Raw genomic sequence first — 20,342 nt, 5'->3', positions numbered from 1 at the left:
TAAAATATCGAAAAGAAAAATCAAAAAATAAGATCGATTTTTATCATAAATAACAATTGGTTAATCTAATTTGTTGTGTTTTTTGATACAGGCTAACGCATTTATATGAGCATTATGCATAATACAAATACCGAAAGGTAAATAGAAAATAATAACGCCTTATTTTACTTTATTATTCTTTCGAATAGTGAAGATGAAAATGTGGATAATAGAATAGATCTCGCTATTCTTATTATTGATTACATCAAGATAGTATGACGGGATCTCATGACAGAGATATTAAAGATAGCCTCGTCATTCCCCATATTTAGAATAACAACTTATAAATTTAATAATTAACCGCGTATTTGTGCAAATTAACCCAGGTACCTCTATGAACATTAATCAACTGAAAAGCTTTGTTGAAGTCGTGAAAAATAATTTCAACATTACTAATGCGGCTGAAAAACTTTATACCTCACAACCGACAATCAGCAAGCAACTAAAGATATTAGAAGATGAATTAAGTGTATCGCTGTTTGTTCGTAAAAATAATAACTTATTAGCATTAAGCCCGATGGGTAAAGAAGTCCATAAAATTGCTTGTGATATTCTTGGGCAAGTTGACCGAATCAAAAGCATTGTGGCGGAAGAAGATCGTAATAAAAAAGTTGATTTACATATTGCGACAACGCATACGCAAATTCGTTATTCATTGCCGAATGTGATTGATCACTTTCGTCGCTATTACCCCAATATTTCTCTACATTTTCATCAAGGCGCACCAGCTCAATTAGCGGAAATGGTTAAAAATGGTGATGTGGATTTTGCGATTGCCACAGAATCTATGCACCTTTATGAAGATCTAATTACACTGCCTTGTTACCGCTGGACTCGTAGCTTATTAGTCCCTTATGACCACCCTCTTGCTTTATTGAAAGACGATGAGCTGGTTACCATCGAGCAGATGGCGGAGTATCCACTGATTACTTATGTTTTTGGTTTTACAAGAGGATCTAAATTAGACAAGGTATTTTATAAAAATAATCTTAAGCCTAATGTGGCGTTAACTGCGACGGATACAGAGATTATTAAATACTATGTTAAGCGACATTTAGGTATCGGCGTTATTGCAGCTGCTTCATATGATGAGACAGAAGATGGTGGCGCACTAAAATGTATTAATATCGATCACTTAGTGCAACCGAGTTATACCCATATTTGTGTCAGTAAACATACCCATATGAAAGATTATATGCATGAGTTTATTTCTCTCTATGCCCCCCATATTGATAGAAATATTATTCAGATGCCAGAGCAGTGGGAAACACAATGGCACAGTAAAGAGGTCTATCAGGGATTGCCTGATTTGCGTTCTGTGAATATTAATAATATCGCGACAGAATAAAAGTAATAATAAAGCCCGTTTTGCGGGGGCAATAACGGGCTTAGGCAGAACAAGAGAAAGATTAGCGAGTCAGAATATTCACAAAAATCTGAGCACCCACTAATAAACAATCATCATCGACAAAATAAGGATTGGCGTGAAGGTAATTATTAATCCCTTTCGCTTGGTTACCACTTCCTAAGAAGAACATGGCACCGACCTTACCTTTTGTGGCGTTAACCATATAGCTAAAGTCTTCACTGCCTGTCATTGGCTTACCGTTTGATTCAATATTCTCTTCTGGTAAGAATTTACGCATCGCATCTAATAAACGCTGATGTGCAGTTGGATGATTCACAACAGCTGGGTATCCGCTATAGCTTAATGTGGTTTTAAATCCACCAGCCGTACTGCGGGCAACAATTTCGTCGAAGCTGGCTTTCAGTATTTGATCGGTATTTTCATCCATAGAACGGATAGTACCGCGCGCTTGTACGTGATCAGCTAATGCATTAGGGATTGTTCCCCCATTGATCATGCCACAACCAAATACCGCAGGGCTAAATGGATCTGTCTTTTTCGCAACAACATAATCCATATAGTCAATTAAGCGCGTTGCTTCACGAATGGCATCTAACCCTTTGTGTGGTGTTGAACCATGTGCAGAAACACCATAAACATCTAATGTCCATGCTGAACCATAAGACGACATCACACCATCATTAAAGCGAACACAACCTGTTTCGATAGCGGCATCATTATGAAGTGCGTATGTTTCATCAACGCCTTCCATACAACCCATTTCCACCATTTTTTCAGCGCCAGGTACACGCATATCTTCTTCCGCCATTTGGAAAATAAAGCGGACATTTGACGTCATCTCTTCTTTATTTTCGGCAAGATACTTAGCACTGGTTAATGCCATGGTCATATGGGTATCGTGGCCACAGTTATGTGCACAACCTTGGTGAACTGAACTGTGTTCATTATTGGTTAAGTCTGGCATTTCTAGTCCGTCCATATCAGCACGGATAGCAATTAATGGAAATTCAGAATTAACAATTAAGTCTGCTGTGAAACCAGTATATCCATCAAAAGTTTTAATTTTATAACCAAAACTTTCCATTAATTCACGACAGTATTTAGATGTTTTATATTCTTCACCTGATAGCTCAGGTATTTTGTGCAGGTCTTGTCGTGTTTTTTTACTAAAGTCATTTAATTGAAAGAGTTTTTCACTGACATTATAAATATTATTCATTAGATAACTCCCTGGATACTAAATCCAATTTGCGCGACGATTGATGCTCCAAAGAAACAACAAGTTGAAACAATCATGAAAATAAGAATAACTTTCCATGACATTTTCTTAAGTTCTTCTAATTGACCACCAACAGATAAACCCGCAAATGCTAATAAAGGAACACAACAAGATAAGAAAGAAACTTTACCAATAGAACTAATAAAGAAATCTCTTACCGGAGTTTCGGGTAAACAAATAAGGATCCCGATAATTGTTGCATAAGCAAATGTGGGTAAAGATGAAGGTAAATAATGTTTTGCAACGAGTGAAATAAATACCACTAATGACATAGCAATAAAGCTATCCCACATTGCATAAAGAGCGATCCCTGATGTTAATGTTTGAGTAAACATTGCCAGTAAAATAGCAACGAATACAAACTTCATATCAATAATTATATTTTTCATGCAGTTTTGCCTCTGGTGAAAATTTTATAAATTTTTTCTGAAAGAGGTAAACCTAAATAGGTTAATGACAGTGCGCCTAATGCGGAAGATAATAAATTAGATGCAGCGGCAACACTTAATACTTGCTGTGCTAATGCTTCATCAAGACCATTAATTAATGCGCCTGATGCAGCACTTAACATTGAACCAGAACCCACACCAGAGCCTGCTGCAAGAGCAAGTGGATGTAATCCAGTTAGTGGAGCAATACTACCTAATACGCTAAACCATAAAGTACCGATAACAGAACCACATAAATAAATGGCTAATACACCAATATATTCTTGAGAGCCTGTACCAAATTTACCTTGGATAACAGCGATAGACGGTTCACGGCTAATAGATGAACAAGCACCAATTGCACGACGACCAAATCCAAATTTAATGGCTAATGGTACCGCAATTAATACTGGCAATAAGTTACCGAGTTCCTGAACAAATAAAGGAATACCGACACTTAAAATCATTTTAATATTAGGAACAATCATTCCCGCATATTGCGTACCTAAAATAAGTAGGCTGAAACCTACCATTTTACCGCAGAAGCCTTCTTCTTTTTCTGTGAATAATTTACCCCATACTTTAATTTTTTTACGGGTAAATCCAGCAGATATACACATACCAATAATTACAGCAAATAGCATTGGTAAAATAGGTATTACCGCAATGCCAATCTTAATTTCTTTTTTACCAATGACATATTGTGAAATAAAAATTAAGAAAAGGACTGCAAGAATACTAATAAAGAAAACCTTTATCGGACTTCTACTTTTGTCCATCCGTTAATCTCCGTTGAAAAATAATCAGGCTTTATTCTAGAGGACAAAAAGCAAAAGGTAGCGTGACCAATGTCATGTTTATTTCATACCTCTTTTTCATGGTGCATGAAATAATACAATGGTGATAAATTTATTAACAAATAGGAGAAAGTTAAATTTTTTAATAAAGACAGTGAGTAAGGCTGAAATGAGTCAGCTTAATTGTTAATAAAAATGTGAAGAGAAAAATCATAATTAAAAATTATTTTAATTATTAAAATAATACTATAAGAAAGTATTGTCTATAATTTAATAAAGAATAATATGTTATTAATGAGATGTATTCTTATTTGATGCGGTTATTATAAATTTAATGAATGTATTTGGAAGTGATATTTTATTTTTTGTATTTTTGAGGGCTGATTTTATCCCCACAGTGACATTATAGTGATTGGTGTTATTCTTTATATTTTAGTTAGTAAGATAATTTTCTCTGCAAGCTGATGAGGAAGAGAAACAGAATATGGGAAGGAGATAAGTGTAGCTCGCAGAGGCGTAATTCACCCAAAACTGAGGAAAGACATCACCATGAGTAAGCAAACAGTTGCAACTTATATTGCTAAAGTACTCCATAATGCAGGTGTGAAACGTATTTGGGGCGTGACAGGCGATTCTCTCAATGGATTAAGTGATAGCTTGCGAAAGATGGGAACGATTGAATGGATGGGAACCCGTCATGAAGAAGTCGCGGCTTTTGCCGCAGGAGCAGAAGCAGCAGTTAATGGTCAATTAGCGGTTTGCGCTGGCTCTTGTGGACCAGGAAATTTACATCTTATCAATGGGCTTTTTGATTGCCATCGTAATCATGTTCCAGTGTTAGCCATTGCTGCGCATATTCCTTCTGCTGAAATTGGTAGTAATTACTTTCAAGAAACACATCCTCAAGAGCTTTTTCGCGAATGTAGCCATTATTGTGAATTAGTCTCAAACCCAGAGCAGATCCCCCAAGTGCTTGCTATTGCAATGCGAACCGCTATTTTGAAAAAAGGAGTCGCTGTTGTTGTTTTACCGGGAGATGTTGCACTAAAACCAGCCCCAGAAGATGCGCATGAAAACTGGTATCCGTTGCAATCTCCACTCATCATGCCAAATCGTTTCGAAATTGAAAAATTATCCGATGCGCTAAATAATGCAAAAAATATCACTTTAATGTGCGGTGCTGGATGTGCTCAAGCTCGCGACGAAGTGATTAAACTAGCTCAAACATTAAAAGCCCCTGTTGTACACGCATTGCGAGGGAAAGAGTACATTGAGTGGAAAAATCCCTATAGTGTAGGAATGACTGGATTAATTGGTTTTTCATCGGGTTATCATGCGATGGAAAATGCCGATACGTTAGTGTTATTAGGTACGCAATTCCCTTATCGTGCATTTTATCCATCAAAAGCCAATATTATTCAAATTGATATTAATCCAAGTAGCCTTGGTTCGCATTGCCATGTCGATATGGCGATGATTGGCGATATTAAAGCCACACTCAATGCGATACAGCCTCGTTTAAAAGAGAAAACAGATACCACTCATCTTGATGCTTCACTGAAACATTATGCTAAAGCACGAGAAGATCTGGATGCACTTGCACAACCTAGTGAACGTGAGCTTATTCATCCACAATATCTGGCTCGTCGATTAAGTGAATTGGCAAATGATGATGCTATTTTTACTTGTGACGTAGGTACACCAACGGTATGGGCGGCACGTTATGTGGGTATGAATGGCAAACGTCGTTTACTGGGCTCGTTTAATCACGGCTCTATGGCAAATGCGATGGCTCAAGCCATTGGTGCACAGGCGTTAGATAGAAAGCGTCAAGTTGTGGCAATGTGTGGTGATGGTGGATTTACCATGTTAATGGGGGATTTTATCTCATTAGCTCAAATGAATTTGCCTGTAAAAGTGATTATTTTTAATAACAGTGTATTAGGTTTTGTCGCGATGGAGATGAAAGCGGGTGGCTATTTGACGGATGGTACGGATTTGCATAATCCTGATTTTGCCGCCATTGCTAACGCATCAGGCATCAAAGGTATTCGCGTTGAGAAAGGTGAAGATCTGGATAATGCACTGAAAGAAGCTTTTGAACATGATGGCCCTGTGATTGTGGATGTGGTAACCGCAAAACAAGAGCTTTCAATGCCCCCTGAAATTAAATTCGAACAGGCGAAAGGGTTTAGCTTGTATATGATGAAAGCGATTATTAATGGTCGCGGTGATGAGATTGTTCAACTCGCGAAAACTAATTGGTTACGCTAGTTATTAAGTCAGATTGAAGATAAATAACCCTATCAAAATAAATCGATAGGGTTATTTTATTATTATTGGGCTTTCTCTGTTAAACAGAAGTTTTCAATTAATTGCCCCATTAATTCACGCGTCGGCTCAATAAATGCCATATCAATAAATTCATCAGGTTGATGTGCTTGCTCAATAGAACCTGGGCCTAAAACTAAGGTAGGGCAGAGATCTTGAATAAACGGCGCTTCAGTACAGTAATTTACAGTTTGCGCTTTCTCACCCAATAGTTTTTCGATCACGGCAACCATTTTATGATCGGTTGGGCACTCATAACCCGGAATAGGATCGTGTAATGCCTCAACACTTAAACGACCCGGCCAACGTGCTTTGACTGGCGCTAATGTTTCGTGAAGTAAATCATCCAAGTCTTGCAGTGTTAATCCCGGTAATGGGCGAATATCCATATGTAATTCACAGCAAGCACAAATTCTATTTGCTGCATCACCGCCATTAATATAACCAAAGTTCATCGTTGGATAAGGGATAACAAACGCAGGGTTGTTATAGCGAGTTTTTAACGTATCGCGCAGTGTACTAAGGTGAGTAATAGACTCATGCATCAGTTCTATCGCGTTCACCCCTTTTTCTGGATCACTAGAGTGTCCTGATTGCCCAGTAATGCGTATTGCATTTGATAAATGCCCTTTATGAGCACGAATAGGTTTTAACGATGTCGGTTCGCCAATAATGGCAAAATCAGGGCGGATTGCTGTATTAGCGGCAAAATAACGCGCCCCTGCCATAGAGGTTTCTTCATCAGCGGTAGCAAGTATATAAAGTGGATGCGTTAGTGTTTTAGTATCCACGTCACGTAATGCGTCAAGAATAAAGGCAAAAAAGCCTTTCATATCCGCTGTACCTAAACCGTATAACTTATTTTCTTTTTCTGTCAGCGTAAAAGGATCTTGCGTCCAACGGCCTTCATCAAACGGCACAGTGTCAGTATGACCACAGAGTAATAATCCGCCTTTCCCCGTCCCTAATGTTGCGAGAAGGTTAAATTTTCCTCGCGTTTCGGGTACAGGTTGAATTTCAATTGAAAAACCTAATGTTTCCAACCAATTAGCAAGCAGGTTAATCAATGCTTCGTTGCTTTGATCGTTTTTAGCATCTGTTGCACTGATAGAGGGAGTTGCAATTAATTGACGATAAATCTCAATAAATGTAGGTAATTTAATATTCACTGTTGACAGCCTTTCTTCATAATAGTATCAATATTCATGCACTTTTTTTGAATAAAAATACATTAATCGGTTTGTGTTCATAGTACAAGGTAAGAATGACATGTTAAATACTCTGATTGTAGGAGCAAGTGGTTACACTGGCGCTGAATTAGCCGCCTATCTTCAGCAGCATCCTCATGTGAATTTGAGCAGACTGATGGTATCAGCTCAAAGTGCAGATGCAGGAAAGTGCTTTTCTGAACTTCATCCACAATATCGTGGTTTAGTAGATCTCCCACTAGAGCCGATGGTTGATGTGGCTAAAGCCGTTGAAAATATTGATATCGTTTTTTTAGCAACAGCACATGAAGTCAGCCATGACATTGCCCCTATTTTTCTAGAGCAAGGTTGCGTGGTGTTCGACTTATCTGGCGCCTATCGAGTACAAAACAAGCATTTTTATCAACAATACTATGGATTCGAGCATAAGAATACTGATTGGTTATCACAGGCAGTTTATGGGTTAGCTGAATGGAATGCCGACATTATTAGTCAGGCTCAATTAATTGCAGTGCCGGGTTGTTATCCAACGGTGTCTCAGTTGTCTCTAAAACCGCTTGTGGAAGCAGGACTTTTAGATACAGCACAGTGGCCAGTGATTAATGCCACCAGCGGTGTGAGTGGTGCTGGTAGAAAAGCCTCTTTAACCAGTAGCTTTTGCGAAGTGAGCTTGCAACCTTATGGCGTGTTTACGCATCGCCATCAACCTGAAATTGCAACACATCTGGGTATTGATGTCATTTTTACACCTCATCTGGGTAATTTTGCCAGAGGGATCTTAGCCACTATCACCTGTAAGTTAAAAGTGGGTGTGACACAAGAGGATGTAAGACAAGTCTTTGAAGATGCTTATCAAGATAAACCATTAGTGCGTGTTTATGAAAAAGGGTTACCTGCATTAAAAGCGGTTGTAGGAACTGCATTCTGTGATATCGGATTTGCTCAACAAGGTGAACATCTGATTGTGGTCGGTGTTGAAGATAACTTGTTGAAAGGGGCTGCTGCACAAGCGGTGCAATGTATGAACATTCGGTTTGGTTTCGCTGAAACCGAATCACTTATTTAAATAATGAGTAGGGAAGTTTCATGGAACCATTAATTATCAAACTGGGTGGTGTGCTCCTTGATAATGAAGAAGCGTTAACGCGGTTTTTCACTGCATTACAACAGTATCGTTCAACACATTCTCGCCCCTTAGTCATCGTACATGGTGGTGGCTGTTTGGTGGATGAGTTGATGGGTAAATTGCAATTGCCTGTGGTGAAAAAGCAGGGGCTTCGTGTCACACCGGCTGATCAAATAGACATCATCACAGGGGCACTTGCCGGAAGTGCCAATAAAACCTTGTTATCGTGGGCAACTCAGTTTGGGCTTAATGGTGTGGGGCTTTCTTTGGGTGATGGACAATTAGCTAAAGTCACTCAAATCAATGAAGAGCTAGGCCATGTAGGAAATGCAAATCCCGGCTCTCCTGATTTACTCAATTTATTATTGGGTGCTGGCTATCTACCTATTATCAGTTCTATCGGTATGACTGAAAAAGGTGAACTGATGAATGTGAATGCTGACCAAGCGGCAACTGCTATCGCTGAAACGTTAGGTGCTGATTTAGTGTTGCTTTCAGATGTCAGTGGCATTTTAGATGGTAAAGGCCAGAAGATAGCCGAGATGTCAGCAGAAAAAGCACAGACATTAATCGACCAAGGCATTATCACTGACGGCATGATAGTGAAAGTAAACGCAGCATTGGAAGCGGCTAAAACGTTAGGACGACCAGTTGAAATTGCAAGTTGGCGCCATGCTGAAAAACTAACGGCTCTGTTTAATGGTGTTGCAGTCGGAACCCGTATTTTAGCTTAAAAATCTTTCTAGAAACCTTATCGCTATTTGATAGTTGGCAGAATTTAAACAAATTAGGAATTGAAGGTTATCACTATGACTAAAGGTATAAAAAAAATCGTATTGGCGTACTCTGGCGGATTGGATACTTCGGCAATCATTCCTTGGCTAAAAGAACATTATGATAACTGTGAAGTTGTCGCTTTTGTCGCGGATGTGGGTCAAAGCCGTGATGATTTAGTGGGTGTGGAACAAAAGGCCTTAGCATCAGGTGCTTCTGAGTGTCATATTGTCGATTTACGCGAAGAATTTATCAAAGACTATGTTTACCCAGTATTAAAAACGGGTGCGTTATATGAAGGTAGCTACTTATTAGGTACTTCAATGGCACGTCCTGTTATCGCTAAAGCGCAAGTTGAACTAGCCTTAAAACTCGGTGCCGATGCAGTTGCTCATGGTGCAACAGGTAAAGGTAACGATCAGGTTCGTTTCGAAAGTACTTATGCGGCACTTGCTCCACAACTTAAAGTGGTCGCGCCTTGGAGAGAGTGGGATTTACGTTCTCGTGAAGCATTACTGGATTATCTGAAAGTTCGTAATATCCCAACCACAGCAACGCTTGAGAAAATTTATAGCCGTGACGAAAACGCATGGCATATCTCAACAGAAGGTGGTGTATTAGAAAGTCCGTGGAATGCCTCAAACGAAGACTGTTGGGCATGGACGGTTGATCCGAAGAAAGCACCAGAAACACCAGAACTCGTTACTGTCACCGTAAAAGCGGGGGAAGTCGTTGCCGTAAATGGTAAAACACAATCACCTTTTGAATGTTTAGATACCTTAAATGCATTAGGCGTTAAACATGGTATCGGTCGTATTGATATTGTTGAAAACCGTTTAGTGGGAATGAAATCTCGTGGCTGCTATGAAACTCCGGGGGGCACTATCATGATGGCGGCTCTGCGTGGTGTTGAGCAACTTGTACTCGATAGAGATGCTTTTAAATGGCGTCAACAGCTGGGCTTAGAGATGTCTTATGTGGCTTATGATGGTCGTTGGTTCACGCCAATTCGCGCTTCACTGCAAGCGGCGGCAGAGTCACTGGCAAAAGATGTGAATGGTGAAGTGGTATTAGAGCTGTATAAAGGTCATGTTAATGCTATTCAGAAGAAATCAGATAACAGTCTGTATTCTGAAGAGTTTGCAACCTTTGGTGAAGATGAAGTTTACGATCACAGCCATGCTGAAGGGTTTATCCGTTTATATTCCTTACCATCACGTATCCGTGCATTGAGTAAGAAATAAGGTTAAACAATAGAGTGATGCTATATATCTATATAAGTATATAAGGCATCACTCTCACTCTTTTATTACATAGAATAAATACAGGAAGCGATTATGGCACTCTGGGGTGGACGTTTTAGTCAGGAAGCTGATCAACGGTTTAAACAATTCAATGATTCACTGCGGTTTGATTTTCGACTGGCACAACAGGATATCTTTGGCTCAGTAGCTTGGTCTAAAGCGTTAGTCACAGTTGGCGTATTGTCGCAAGATGAACAAGCTCAACTTGAGCAAGCTTTAAATGAATTATCAGAAGAAGTAACAGCAAACCCGCAGTCTATTTTGCAGAGTGATGCGGAAGATATTCATAGCTGGGTTGAAAGTAAGCTTATTGCCAAAGTGGGTGATTTAGGTAAAAAATTACATACGGGTCGTAGCCGTAATGATCAGGTCGCAACAGACTTAAAATTATGGTGTAAAGAAGAAGTTATTCATCTACGCCAAGCCATTGTTGAGCTACAAAAAGCCTTAGTTATCACCGCAGAACAAAATCAAAATTCGGTGATGCCAGGTTACACCCATTTACAGCGTGCTCAGCCGGTGACTTTTGCACATTGGTGTTTAGCATACAATGAAATGCTAGCTAGAGATGAAAGCCGTTTAGCTGATGCGTTGAAGCGTTTAGATGTCAGCCCATTAGGATGTGGTGCGCTGGCAGGTACGGCTTATGATATCGATCGTGAACAATTAGCTGGATGGCTGGGTTTTGCGAGTGCAACCAACAATAGTCTAGACAGTGTCTCCGATCGTGATCATGTCTTAGAGCTATTATCTTCTGCGGCCATTGGTATGGTGCATTTATCGCGTTTTGCAGAAGATCTTATTTTCTTTAATAGTGGTGAAGCGGGTTTTATTGAATTATCAGACAAGGTAACTTCTGGCTCATCATTAATGCCACAAAAGAAAAACCCAGATGCACTTGAGCTTATCCGTGGAAAATGTGGACGAGTGCAAGGTGCATTAACTGGCATGATGATGACCTTAAAAGGTCTGCCTCTCGCTTACAATAAAGATATGCAAGAAGATAAAGAAGGGCTGTTTGACGCTATCGATACATGGTCTGATTGTTTGCATATGGCAACGCTTGTTCTTGATGGGATCCAAATCCGTCGCCCTCGTTGTGAAGAAGCCGCGAAGCAAGGTTATGCTAATGCCACTGAATTGGCCGATTATCTTGTTGCGAAAGGTGTGCCATTTCGTGAAGCTCACCATATTGTAGGTGAAGTGGTGGTTTGCGCCATTGAGCAAGGTAAAGCGATTGAAGAGCTCCCTCTTTCTGAATTACAGATGTTTAATAGTAAAATTATGATTGATGTGTACGATATTTTATCGCTTCAATCTTGTTTAGATAAACGTCTTGCAAAAGGGGGCGTTTCTCAAAAACAGGTCGCTTATGCGATAGTAAAAGCCAAAGAAGTCTTAAATATGGATAAATAAGCAAAGCGTTTACCTAAGACAACTTACTGTTATTCAAAAAGAACAGGGTGGATCTCACTCTGTTCTTTTATTTTAAATTGCCGATAATATCGAAAAAGAGAGGCAGAATAACATTCGACTGATAGAAAAATTTATCAGTTACTATATTATCTATAGACATTAACTATCAGCAATAAATGTGGGATCTGCAATGAATATCCGTGACTTGGAATATCTGGTGGCTCTAGCTGAGCATAAACATTTTCGTCGTGCGGCAGATTCTTGCCATGTGAGTCAGCCAACATTAAGTGGTCAAATTCGTAAACTTGAAGATGAACTTGGTGTGATGTTGCTTGAAAGAACTAGCCGTAAGGTTCTGTTTACTCAACAAGGTTTGTTGCTGGTGGATCAAGCGAAAACCGTTTTACGTGAAGTCAAAGTGCTACAAGAAATGGCTTCATTGCAAGGCGAAAGTATGGCAGGGCCTTTACATATTGGGCTTATCCCTACTGTTGGCCCTTATTTATTGCCTCATATCATTCCTGAATTACATAAAAACTACCCTAAGTTAGAGATGTATCTTCATGAAGCACAAACTCATAGCTTATTAGCTCAATTAGATAGCGGAAAACTCGATTGTGCTATTTTAGCAATGGTAAAAGAGAGTGCGCCGTTTATTGAAGTGCCCCTATTTGAAGAGCCAATGAAATTAGCAATTTATGAAGGACACCCGTGGAATGAGCGTGGATCTGTGCCGATGGGCGACTTAGCGGGTCAGCGCTTATTAATGTTAGAAGATGGGCACTGTTTACGCGATCAAGCGTTAGGGTTCTGCTTCCAAGCGGGTGCAAAAGAAGATACTCATTTTAGAGCAACGAGTTTAGAGACTCTGCGTAATATGGTCGCTGCTGGTAGTGGAATAACCTTATTACCTGATTTATCGGTACCTCAAGAACAAAAACGTGATGGGGTTTGTTATCTAGAATGTACTGATCCCAATCCATCACGTTCTATTATTTTGGTTTATCGTCCCGGATCGCCTTTGCGTAATCGTTATGAACAGTTAGCAGAGACAATCCGTGAACATATGACCGCATTTTATGCAGAAAAACAGAGTGCATTAAAATAAGCGGTTTAAACCATTAAGTGCGGCAACACGATAGGCTTCTGCCATTGTTGGATAGTTGAAGGTAGTATTAACGAAATACTCGATAGTATTGCCTTCACCTTTTTGCTCCATAATCGCTTGACCGATATGAATAATTTCAGCAGCACGCTCACCGAAGCAGTGAATACCTAAAATTTGCTTGGTTTCACGGTGGAAGAGAATTTTCAAACTCCCTACATTCATACCTGCAATTTGTGCTCTTGCCAGATGTTTAAATTGAGAACGTCCCACCTCATAAGGAATTTTCATTGCAGTGAGTTGTTGCTCTGTTTTACCAACAGAACTAATTTCAGGAATGGTATAGATCCCAGTTGGAATATCTTCGATTAAATGTGTTTCTGATTTTCCAGTGGTAATTGCCAAAGCAGCAATTCGACCTTGATCATAGGCGGCAGAAGCTAGACTTGGATAACCAATTACATCACCGACGGCATAAATGTGTTCACAACTGGTTTGGTAATGAGCATTAACAGAAACTTGTCCACGACTATCTGTTTTAATACCCACGTTTTCTAAGCCCAGTGTGTCAGTATTTCCTGTTCGACCATTCGCATAAAGTAGGCAATCTGCTTTGACTTTTTTACCTGATTTTAGATGAACAATAACACCATCATCGACACCTTCAATGCTTTCATATTCTTCATTATGACGAATAACAATACCGTTATTCCAGAAGTGATAAGAAAGTGCATCAGACATCTCTTGATCAAGGAAAGACAATAGGTGATCACGAGTATTAATTAAGTCTACTTTTACTCTTAATCCTCTAAAAATAGAGGCATATTCACAACCAATGACACCAGCACCATAAATAATGACATGGTGAGGCTCATGCTCTAAATCGAGAATAGTGTCACTGTTATAAATACGAGAATGAGAGAAATCGACATCTTGCGGGCAATAAGGACGTGAGCCTGTTGCAATAATAAAACTATCAGCTGAAAGAATATCGCACGTACCATCAGGATAACGCACGCTGATCCTGTGCTCGTCAATAAATGCAGCTTCACCCGAATACATCGTACAATTATTACGCTCGTAAAAACCTTGACGCATTTTAGTCTGCTGACTAATTACGGTACTGGCTTGACGAAGTATTTGAGAGAAAGAGGAGTTAATAAGGCGAGATTGGTCACTGTAAAGCGGATTTTGATTAAATTCTATGATACGACTTACTGCGTGACGTAGGGCTTTTGAAGGAATGGTTCCCCAGTGAGTACAGCCCCCACCGACTTTGTTATAACGTTCTATAACTGCGACGCGCTTTCCTTGTTTAACAAGCCCCATGGCCGCGCCTTCACCACCAGGACCTGAACCGATCACAATTGCATCGAAATGAGAATGTTGCATAGGAAAAGACCTGTTTTATACAAACCGACAACGCTATATTAACATTAGAATGAATAATAGCCCAACTGACATTAAGGGCATTAGTCACACTTTGTTGAGTTTTTATGAGAATGTGTCTTGAGAGATGATTGTACGCACTGCTTTTTTAACAAAGTTTGATATATTGGGTATAAACCAAATTAGGATTATCAGGATTTCTGTGAGTAATAATATTGGCATCAGAGCTAAACAAAAAGAAAAAACCCGTCGCTCTTTAATTGAAGCTGCTTTTAGCCAACTCAGTGCCGAGCGTAGCTTTACAAGTCTAAGTTTACGAGAAGTGGCTAGAGAAGCTGGTATTGCACCCACCTCATTTTATCGTCATTTTAAAGATGTGGATGAACTTGGGCTCACCATGGTTGATGAAAGTGGATTGATGTTACGTCAACTAATGCGCCAAGCACGTCAACGCATTGCGAAAGGTGGCAGTGTTATCAGAACATCAGTAGCAACTTTTATGGAATTCATTGGTAATAATCCTAATGCGTTTCGATTATTACTTCGTGAACGTTCAGGGACTTCAGCTGAGTTTCGTGCGGCTGTCGCACGAGAGATCCAACATTTTATTGCAGAACTGGCAGACTATCTTGAGCAAGAAAGCCATATGCCACGTTATTTTACAGAAATGCAATCTGAAGCAATGGTCACTATTGTATTTAGTGCAGGCGCAGAAGCACTGGATATCGATATTGAAAAGCGTCAACAATTAGAAGAAAGATTAGTTATACAACTGCGAATGATTGCTAAAGGTGCCTATTATTGGTATCGACGTGAGCAAGAAACGCAAATACCTCTACAAGATAACCCAGAGATAAAGAAAAAAACGCATCAGAAAGGAGACAAATGATGGAACAAAATCGCTGTGAAAAAAGCACGCTATTACTTGCCACAGTCATTGGTGTCGCTTTACATGGTACTTATTCAAGCCTTTTTAACCCGTTTATTGAGACGTGGTCAGTTTTCCCACTCGTCAGCTTAATTTTGGCAGTTTACTGTTTATATCAGCGCTACTTAAATCAACCCATGACCGATGGTATGCCTAAGCTGATTTTTTCATTCTTTTTATTAGGCTTATTCGGTTATAACGCTTACACCAGAACCGTTAACCCTGAATGGGGTTCAAATTTCTTCTCTTCAGTTTGTATCGTTATCGTTGCATTGTGGATTTATCGTCAATTCAAACAGCGTCAACGCTTACGTATACAGGCAGAAGAAGCTGAAAAAGCATCACGAGCAGAACAGTACTAGCCTGTACTCCTCTCTTTGTTGTAAACACAGCGAAATTTTGACACCAGCAAGCTATCTTGCTGGTGTTTTTGTTTTTATTGGCGTTATTGAAAGATTTTCTATTCTAACGTGAGAAATAAGCTGTTATCTTTTTTCTAATAATACGCCACATTCCATATGGTGGGTGTAGGGGAATTGGTCGAATAATGCTAATTTACTGATTTTATGTGTTTTAATTAGGGTTTCTAGATTTTCGCACAGTGTTTCTGGATTACAAGAAATGTATAAAATGCTAGGGTAAGTTTTAACCAATTCTACAGTTTTCTCATCTAAACCACTACGAGGAGGGTCAACAAAAATGGTTTCACATTGGTAATCTTTTAAATTAATCCCTTCTAAGCGTTTAAATTCTCTTACACCATTCATTGCTTGCGTAAAATCTTCTGCGGACATGCGAATAATTTTCACATTATCAATGTGATTCATTGCAATATTGTATTGGGCTGCATGAACAGACGGTTTTGCAATTTCTGTTGCCAGTACTCGCTCAAAATTACGTGCAAGCGCTAATGAAAAGTTACCGTTGCCGCAATACAGTTCAAGCAGATCGCCTTTTGCATTTTCTGTTGCTTTTAATGCCCATTCCAACATCTTAATATTGACCTGTGCATTAGGTTGCGTGAAGCTATTTTCAACTTGGCGATAAATCATCTCTTTACCTGCCACTGGTAACACTTCATCAATAAAATCATTATCGAGCATAATTTTTGTTTTATAAGCTCGACCAATTAATTGAACATCAAAGCCTTGAACAATTAATGATTGGCGTAATGCTATTGCTTCTTGCTGCCAAGTTTCATCAATTTTCTTGTGATAAAGCAGGGAAACAATAATTTTATTACTCAACGTAGAAAGATAATCAATCTGAAACAGTTTCTTTCTGAGTGTTGGTTTATCTTTTATTTCTGCCAACAAGGCAACCATCATTTTATTAATAAGCTGGCTGGCAACCGGAAATTGGTCAACACGAATACGCTGCTTAGTCTCTTGGTCAAACATAATATGATATAGAGAATCTTCTTCATGCCAGATACGGAATTCCGCACGCATACGATAATGCTGTTCTGGTGATGAAAAAACCTCTGCTTCAGGCGCATTAAAAGGAGCCATCATTGTTTGTAGACGTTGTGTTTTTTCATTCAGTTGAGACTGATATGTTTGCGTTGGTAATGAATTCTGCATGGTATCTCGCCTTTTTTTGGCAGTAATAAAGTTAAGCGAGCGAAATTGTAGAGATCCTCATGAAGATGTCCAGTATTCTTCATGTTCAATTTCTGGACTCAGTGGATTTGAAATCGTAGCATAGTTATTCGGTCTCCTAATAGGAGTTAAAAGGGAATCTGGTGCAAAGCCAGAACTGACGCGCAGCGGTAATAGGATCAAGGATAATAAAAGACACTGCAAAGCACTTATATAAGTGCAGTGGGAAGTCATTATCTTAAAGACATAAATTTGTTTCTTTAACCTAAAGTCCGAAGACCTGCCGAAGACCTGTCGCATCTTAAATTAAATACGCGTTTTATTTAATTTTGGCGGCATCCTGCTACTTATTCTGTTGGATGCAGATTTTCATGAATAATAAAAAAGTTTTTTTCATTTCCAGTGTGGCTTTGAGTGTTATGGCGGGCAGTTTTGGTGCGTTTGCAAATAACAGTGATACGTTAAGCGTGACAGCAAACCGCTTTCAAGAGCCTAACTCTTCTATTTTAGCGCCGATAACAGTTGTTGAACGTGAACAAATCGAACGTTGGCAGAGTAATAGTGTTATTGATGTATTACGCAGAATGCCAGGGATTGATGTGGGGCAAAACGGTGGAATAGGGCAGATGAGCTCTATTTATGTACGTGGAGCTGAATCTCGTCATGTTCTTATTTTAGTGGATGGTGTGCGTTTAAATCAGGCGAATGTGTCTGGTAGTTCTGATATCAGCCAAATTCCTCTTTCTCTTGTTCAACGTATTGAATATATAAGAGGGCCTCGTTCTTCTGTTTATGGTTCTGATGCGATTGGTGGCGTGATTAATATCCTCACAGAAAGAAAAACGGAAGGAGGAACACTTAATGCCACAATGGGTTCTCATGGTTATCAAGAATATGATGGCTCGATAAAACAAAAAGTCGGTGATAAAACCACATTAACAGCCGCTGGCAGTTATCTCTATACCAAAGGTTATGATGTAGAAGCGAATGGAAATACTGGTGGACATCCACAACCTGATCGTGATGGCTTTATGAACAAGTCATTATGGCTAGGGGTTAATCACGATATTAACGATGATGTTTCTTTATATGCACGCGCTTATGGTTTTGATAATCGCACGGCTTATGATGCTTATTATGACAGTTATAACGATATGTTAACGGATACAAGAGCATTATTTAGTCGTACTTATGATGGTGGTGTGAAATTTAATCGTGATAACTACTCTTCTTCTTTAAATACCAGCTATAACTACACCAAAGATTATGACTATGATCCTCGTTATGGTCGCTATGGTAAAGGAAGCCGTTTTACCAACTCTGAACAATATAATGTGCAGTGGGGAAATCACCTTTTATTAGGGAATGGCAGTATCGGTGGTGGTGTCGATTGGCAACGTCAATCTATTAAAGCTGGCTCTAGTGGATTTCCTAATAAAGAACACTTCGACAATACAGGTTTGTATCTAACTGGACAGCAAAAGTTAGGCGATATTATTGCTGAAGCATCAGTACGCTCGGACAAACACTCTGAATATGGCTGGCATACGACTTGGCAAACTAACCTAGGTTGGGAATTTGTTGAGGGTTATCGTGTGATTGGTGGTTATGGTACGGCATTTAAAGCACCGACATTGATGCAACTTTATAGTGAGTGGGGAAGTAATCCAGACTTACAACCTGAAAAGAGTAAACAGTGGGAAGGGGGCTTTGAAGGATTAACGGGGCCTTTAGCGTGGCGATTAACTGCGTATCGTAATGATGTAAATTCTTTGATCCAAGGTGAATCGAGTTATCCATACCGTAACTACAATGTTGGTAAGGCCTTAATTAAAGGTGTGGAATTTACGGGTGAAATGGATACGTGGATTTTTCATCACACCTTTAACCTTCAATATATAGATGCAAGAAATAAAGAAACGCATCAACGTCTTGATCGTCGCGCTCGTCAACAACTGAAATATCAGCTTGATTGGCAAGTCGAGAAACTCGATATGGGGGTGACTTACCAATATATCGGTCAACGGACAGATAAAGATTATGGGACTTATGAGAATGTTTCTTTAGGTGGTGTGAGTATTTGGGATTTAACTGCTTCATATCCTATTACATCACATCTCTCAATTCGTGGTAGAATAGCCAACCTGTTTGATAAAGATTATGAGACAGCTTATGGCTATCGCACGCCAGGACGTGAATACTTCCTCACAGGAAGCTACAACTTCTGATGCACAACTTACCGCTAACCCTACTGTATTGGTTTTTGATTCAGGGGTTGGCGGTTTATCTGTTTATCGTGAGATCCGTGAAAAATTACCGGATGCTCACTATATCTATGTTTTCGATAATGAAGCTTTCCCCTATGGTGAGAAATCACAAGACTTCATTATTGACCGTGTTGTTCGAATAGTTAGCGCGGTTGCTGAAAAACATGATCTCGCGACCATCGTTATTGCTTGTAATACAGCAAGCACAGTGAGCCTCCCTGCTTTACGTGCCAAGTTTACTGATATTCCTATTGTGGGCGTTGTACCTGCTATTAAACCAGCAGCTAAATTAACATGTAATGGAGTAGTTGGATTATTAGCAACAAGAGCAACAGTTAAACGTCCTTATACCCATGAACTTATTGAACGCTTTGCGACTGATTGCAAAGTTCACTCTTTAGGTTCGGCAGAGCTGGTGGAATTGGCTGAGAGAAAACTTCATGGTGAAGCCGTTTCTTTAGACGAGCTACGTAAAATCCTTACACCTTGGCTAAAAATGAAAGAGCCACCGGATACTGTGGTATTAGGTTGTACTCATTTCCCTTTATTAGCTGATGAACTTCTTTCTGTTTTACCTGATGGTACCCGAATTATCGATTCTGGCGCTGCAATTGCACGAAGAACTGCGTGGTTAGTCGTAAATCAAGCGAAAATAAAGGGTTCAAATGAAATTAACTTCGCTTATTGCTTAAAAGAAGATGAGAATAGCGAATTATTAAAACCTGTTTTAGCGGGTTTTGGTTTTGAATCGCTCAGAAAACTGGCTCTTTAAGTGCAATTTGATTGAAAATTCAACGGTCAGTAAAAAAACTCAAAAAAAGTGTTGCCAGCTTCACAAAACTCCCTATAATGCGCCCTCGTTGTCACGGCAAACCACGCTAAGTGAGTTAGCCGAGAGAACGAAGAAAAAAAGTGAAAAGCCTTGAAAATAAACGCTTGACACTGAATGAGGAAGATGTAGAATGCACCTCCTCGCAACAG

The 20,342-nt window shown here is 39.5% G+C and carries 17 protein-coding genes and 1 riboswitch; of the genes, 11 read left to right on the top strand and 6 right to left on the bottom strand.

All coding sequences use genetic code 11. The features are described from left to right. Positions 1 to 373 precede the first annotated feature (373 nt). Positions 374 to 1,387: a LysR substrate-binding domain-containing protein gene (locus ACNARN_RS14925; protein ID WP_109373424.1), complete on the top strand. Its 1,014-nt coding sequence runs from the start codon at positions 374 to 376 to the stop codon at positions 1,385 to 1,387. Positions 1,388 to 1,448: 61 nt separating this feature from the next. Here the strand turns inward: ACNARN_RS14925 and ACNARN_RS14920 are convergent, their stop codons facing one another. From ACNARN_RS14920 to ACNARN_RS14910, 3 genes are read right to left on the bottom strand one after another with little or no spacing between them, the layout of a single operon-like run. Next, positions 1,449 to 2,627, bottom strand: coding sequence for a M20 metallopeptidase family protein (locus ACNARN_RS14920; protein ID WP_109373425.1), 1,179 nt, complete (start codon positions 2,625 to 2,627; stop codon positions 1,449 to 1,451). Continuing rightward, positions 2,627 to 3,076: a hypothetical protein gene (locus ACNARN_RS14915; protein WP_109373426.1), complete on the bottom strand. Its 450-nt coding sequence runs from the start codon at positions 3,074 to 3,076 to the stop codon at positions 2,627 to 2,629. Before ACNARN_RS14915 ends, ACNARN_RS14920 begins: the two co-directional genes overlap by 1 nt. After that, a complete protein-coding gene (locus tag ACNARN_RS14910; RefSeq protein WP_023583450.1) occupies positions 3,073 to 3,894 on the bottom strand; it encodes a DUF3100 domain-containing protein in 822 nt (273 codons plus the stop codon). The genes ACNARN_RS14915 and ACNARN_RS14910 overlap by 4 nt, the downstream gene beginning before the upstream one ends. Positions 3,895 to 4,461: 567 nt before the next feature. Between ACNARN_RS14910 and poxB the strand changes: the two genes are divergently transcribed. Continuing rightward, positions 4,462 to 6,186: a ubiquinone-dependent pyruvate dehydrogenase gene (gene poxB / locus ACNARN_RS14905; RefSeq protein WP_198620354.1), complete on the top strand. Its 1,725-nt coding sequence runs from the start codon at positions 4,462 to 4,464 to the stop codon at positions 6,184 to 6,186. A gap of 62 nt (positions 6,187 to 6,248) precedes the next feature. Here poxB and argE read toward each other — a convergent pair whose 3' ends face one another. Beyond that, complete coding sequence (gene argE, locus ACNARN_RS14900; RefSeq protein WP_165121916.1) at positions 6,249 to 7,412, bottom strand: acetylornithine deacetylase; 1,164 nt, start codon at positions 7,410 to 7,412, stop codon at positions 6,249 to 6,251. A gap of 100 nt (positions 7,413 to 7,512) precedes the next feature. Between argE and argC the strand changes: the two genes are divergently transcribed. From argC to oxyR, 5 genes are all read left to right on the top strand, one after another. Continuing rightward, positions 7,513 to 8,517: an N-acetyl-gamma-glutamyl-phosphate reductase gene (gene argC, locus ACNARN_RS14895; protein ID WP_198620356.1), complete on the top strand. Its 1,005-nt coding sequence runs from the start codon at positions 7,513 to 7,515 to the stop codon at positions 8,515 to 8,517. Between the two features lie 20 nt (positions 8,518 to 8,537). Beyond that, positions 8,538 to 9,311 (top strand): acetylglutamate kinase, encoded by a 774-nt coding sequence (argB, locus tag ACNARN_RS14890; protein WP_198620357.1) that lies wholly within the window; start codon positions 8,538 to 8,540, stop codon positions 9,309 to 9,311. Between the two features lie 75 nt (positions 9,312 to 9,386). Continuing rightward, entirely contained in the window at positions 9,387 to 10,595 is a 1,209-nt protein-coding gene (locus ACNARN_RS14885) for an argininosuccinate synthase (RefSeq protein ID WP_198620358.1), read from the top strand. A gap of 93 nt (positions 10,596 to 10,688) precedes the next feature. Then, positions 10,689 to 12,071, top strand: a complete 1,383-nt coding sequence (gene argH, locus ACNARN_RS14880; protein WP_198626436.1) for an argininosuccinate lyase — start codon at positions 10,689 to 10,691, stop codon at positions 12,069 to 12,071. A 190-nt stretch (positions 12,072 to 12,261) separates the two neighbouring features. Next, complete coding sequence (gene oxyR, locus ACNARN_RS14875; RefSeq protein WP_109373434.1) at positions 12,262 to 13,179, top strand: DNA-binding transcriptional regulator OxyR; 918 nt, start codon at positions 12,262 to 12,264, stop codon at positions 13,177 to 13,179. Here the strand turns inward: oxyR and sthA are convergent. Continuing rightward, positions 13,171 to 14,568, bottom strand: a complete 1,398-nt coding sequence (sthA, locus tag ACNARN_RS14870) for a Si-specific NAD(P)(+) transhydrogenase (RefSeq protein ID WP_416304629.1) — start codon at positions 14,566 to 14,568, stop codon at positions 13,171 to 13,173. The two genes, oxyR and sthA, sit on opposite strands and share 9 nt — an antisense overlap. 199 nt (positions 14,569 to 14,767) lie before the next feature. Here sthA and fabR point away from each other — a divergent pair, with 199 nt between their 5' ends. Continuing rightward, positions 14,768 to 15,454, top strand: a complete 687-nt coding sequence (gene fabR, locus ACNARN_RS14865) for an HTH-type transcriptional repressor FabR (protein WP_069366914.1) — start codon at positions 14,768 to 14,770, stop codon at positions 15,452 to 15,454. Next, entirely contained in the window at positions 15,454 to 15,855 is a 402-nt protein-coding gene (locus tag ACNARN_RS14860; RefSeq protein ID WP_109373436.1) for a YijD family membrane protein, read from the top strand. The genes fabR and ACNARN_RS14860 overlap by 1 nt, the downstream gene beginning before the upstream one ends. A 123-nt stretch (positions 15,856 to 15,978) precedes the next feature. Here the strand turns inward: ACNARN_RS14860 and trmA are convergent, their stop codons facing one another. Continuing rightward, complete coding sequence (gene trmA, locus ACNARN_RS14855; protein WP_198626437.1) at positions 15,979 to 17,076, bottom strand: tRNA (uridine(54)-C5)-methyltransferase TrmA; 1,098 nt, start codon at positions 17,074 to 17,076, stop codon at positions 15,979 to 15,981. 112 nt (positions 17,077 to 17,188) lie between these two features. Beyond that, positions 17,189 to 17,397: riboswitch (cobalamin riboswitch) on the top strand. Between the two features lie 68 nt (positions 17,398 to 17,465). Here trmA and btuB point away from each other — a divergent pair. Then, the gene (gene btuB, locus ACNARN_RS14850; RefSeq protein ID WP_109373438.1) at positions 17,466 to 19,322 is read left to right on the top strand and encodes a TonB-dependent vitamin B12 receptor BtuB; all 1,857 of its coding nucleotides are present in this window, start codon (positions 17,466 to 17,468) and stop codon (positions 19,320 to 19,322) included. Continuing rightward, positions 19,267 to 20,133, top strand: coding sequence for a glutamate racemase (gene murI, locus ACNARN_RS14845; RefSeq protein ID WP_109373439.1), 867 nt, complete (start codon positions 19,267 to 19,269; stop codon positions 20,131 to 20,133). The genes btuB and murI overlap by 56 nt, the downstream gene beginning before the upstream one ends. The last annotated feature ends 209 nt before the right edge of the window (positions 20,134 to 20,342 follow it).

It is taken from the genome of Proteus sp. TSJ240517, from assembly GCF_047921575.1.
Taxonomy (GTDB): domain Bacteria; phylum Pseudomonadota; class Gammaproteobacteria; order Enterobacterales; family Enterobacteriaceae; genus Proteus.
Note: the sequence above shows the minus strand (reverse complement) of the source record. Positions and strands in the feature narration are given on the sequence as shown.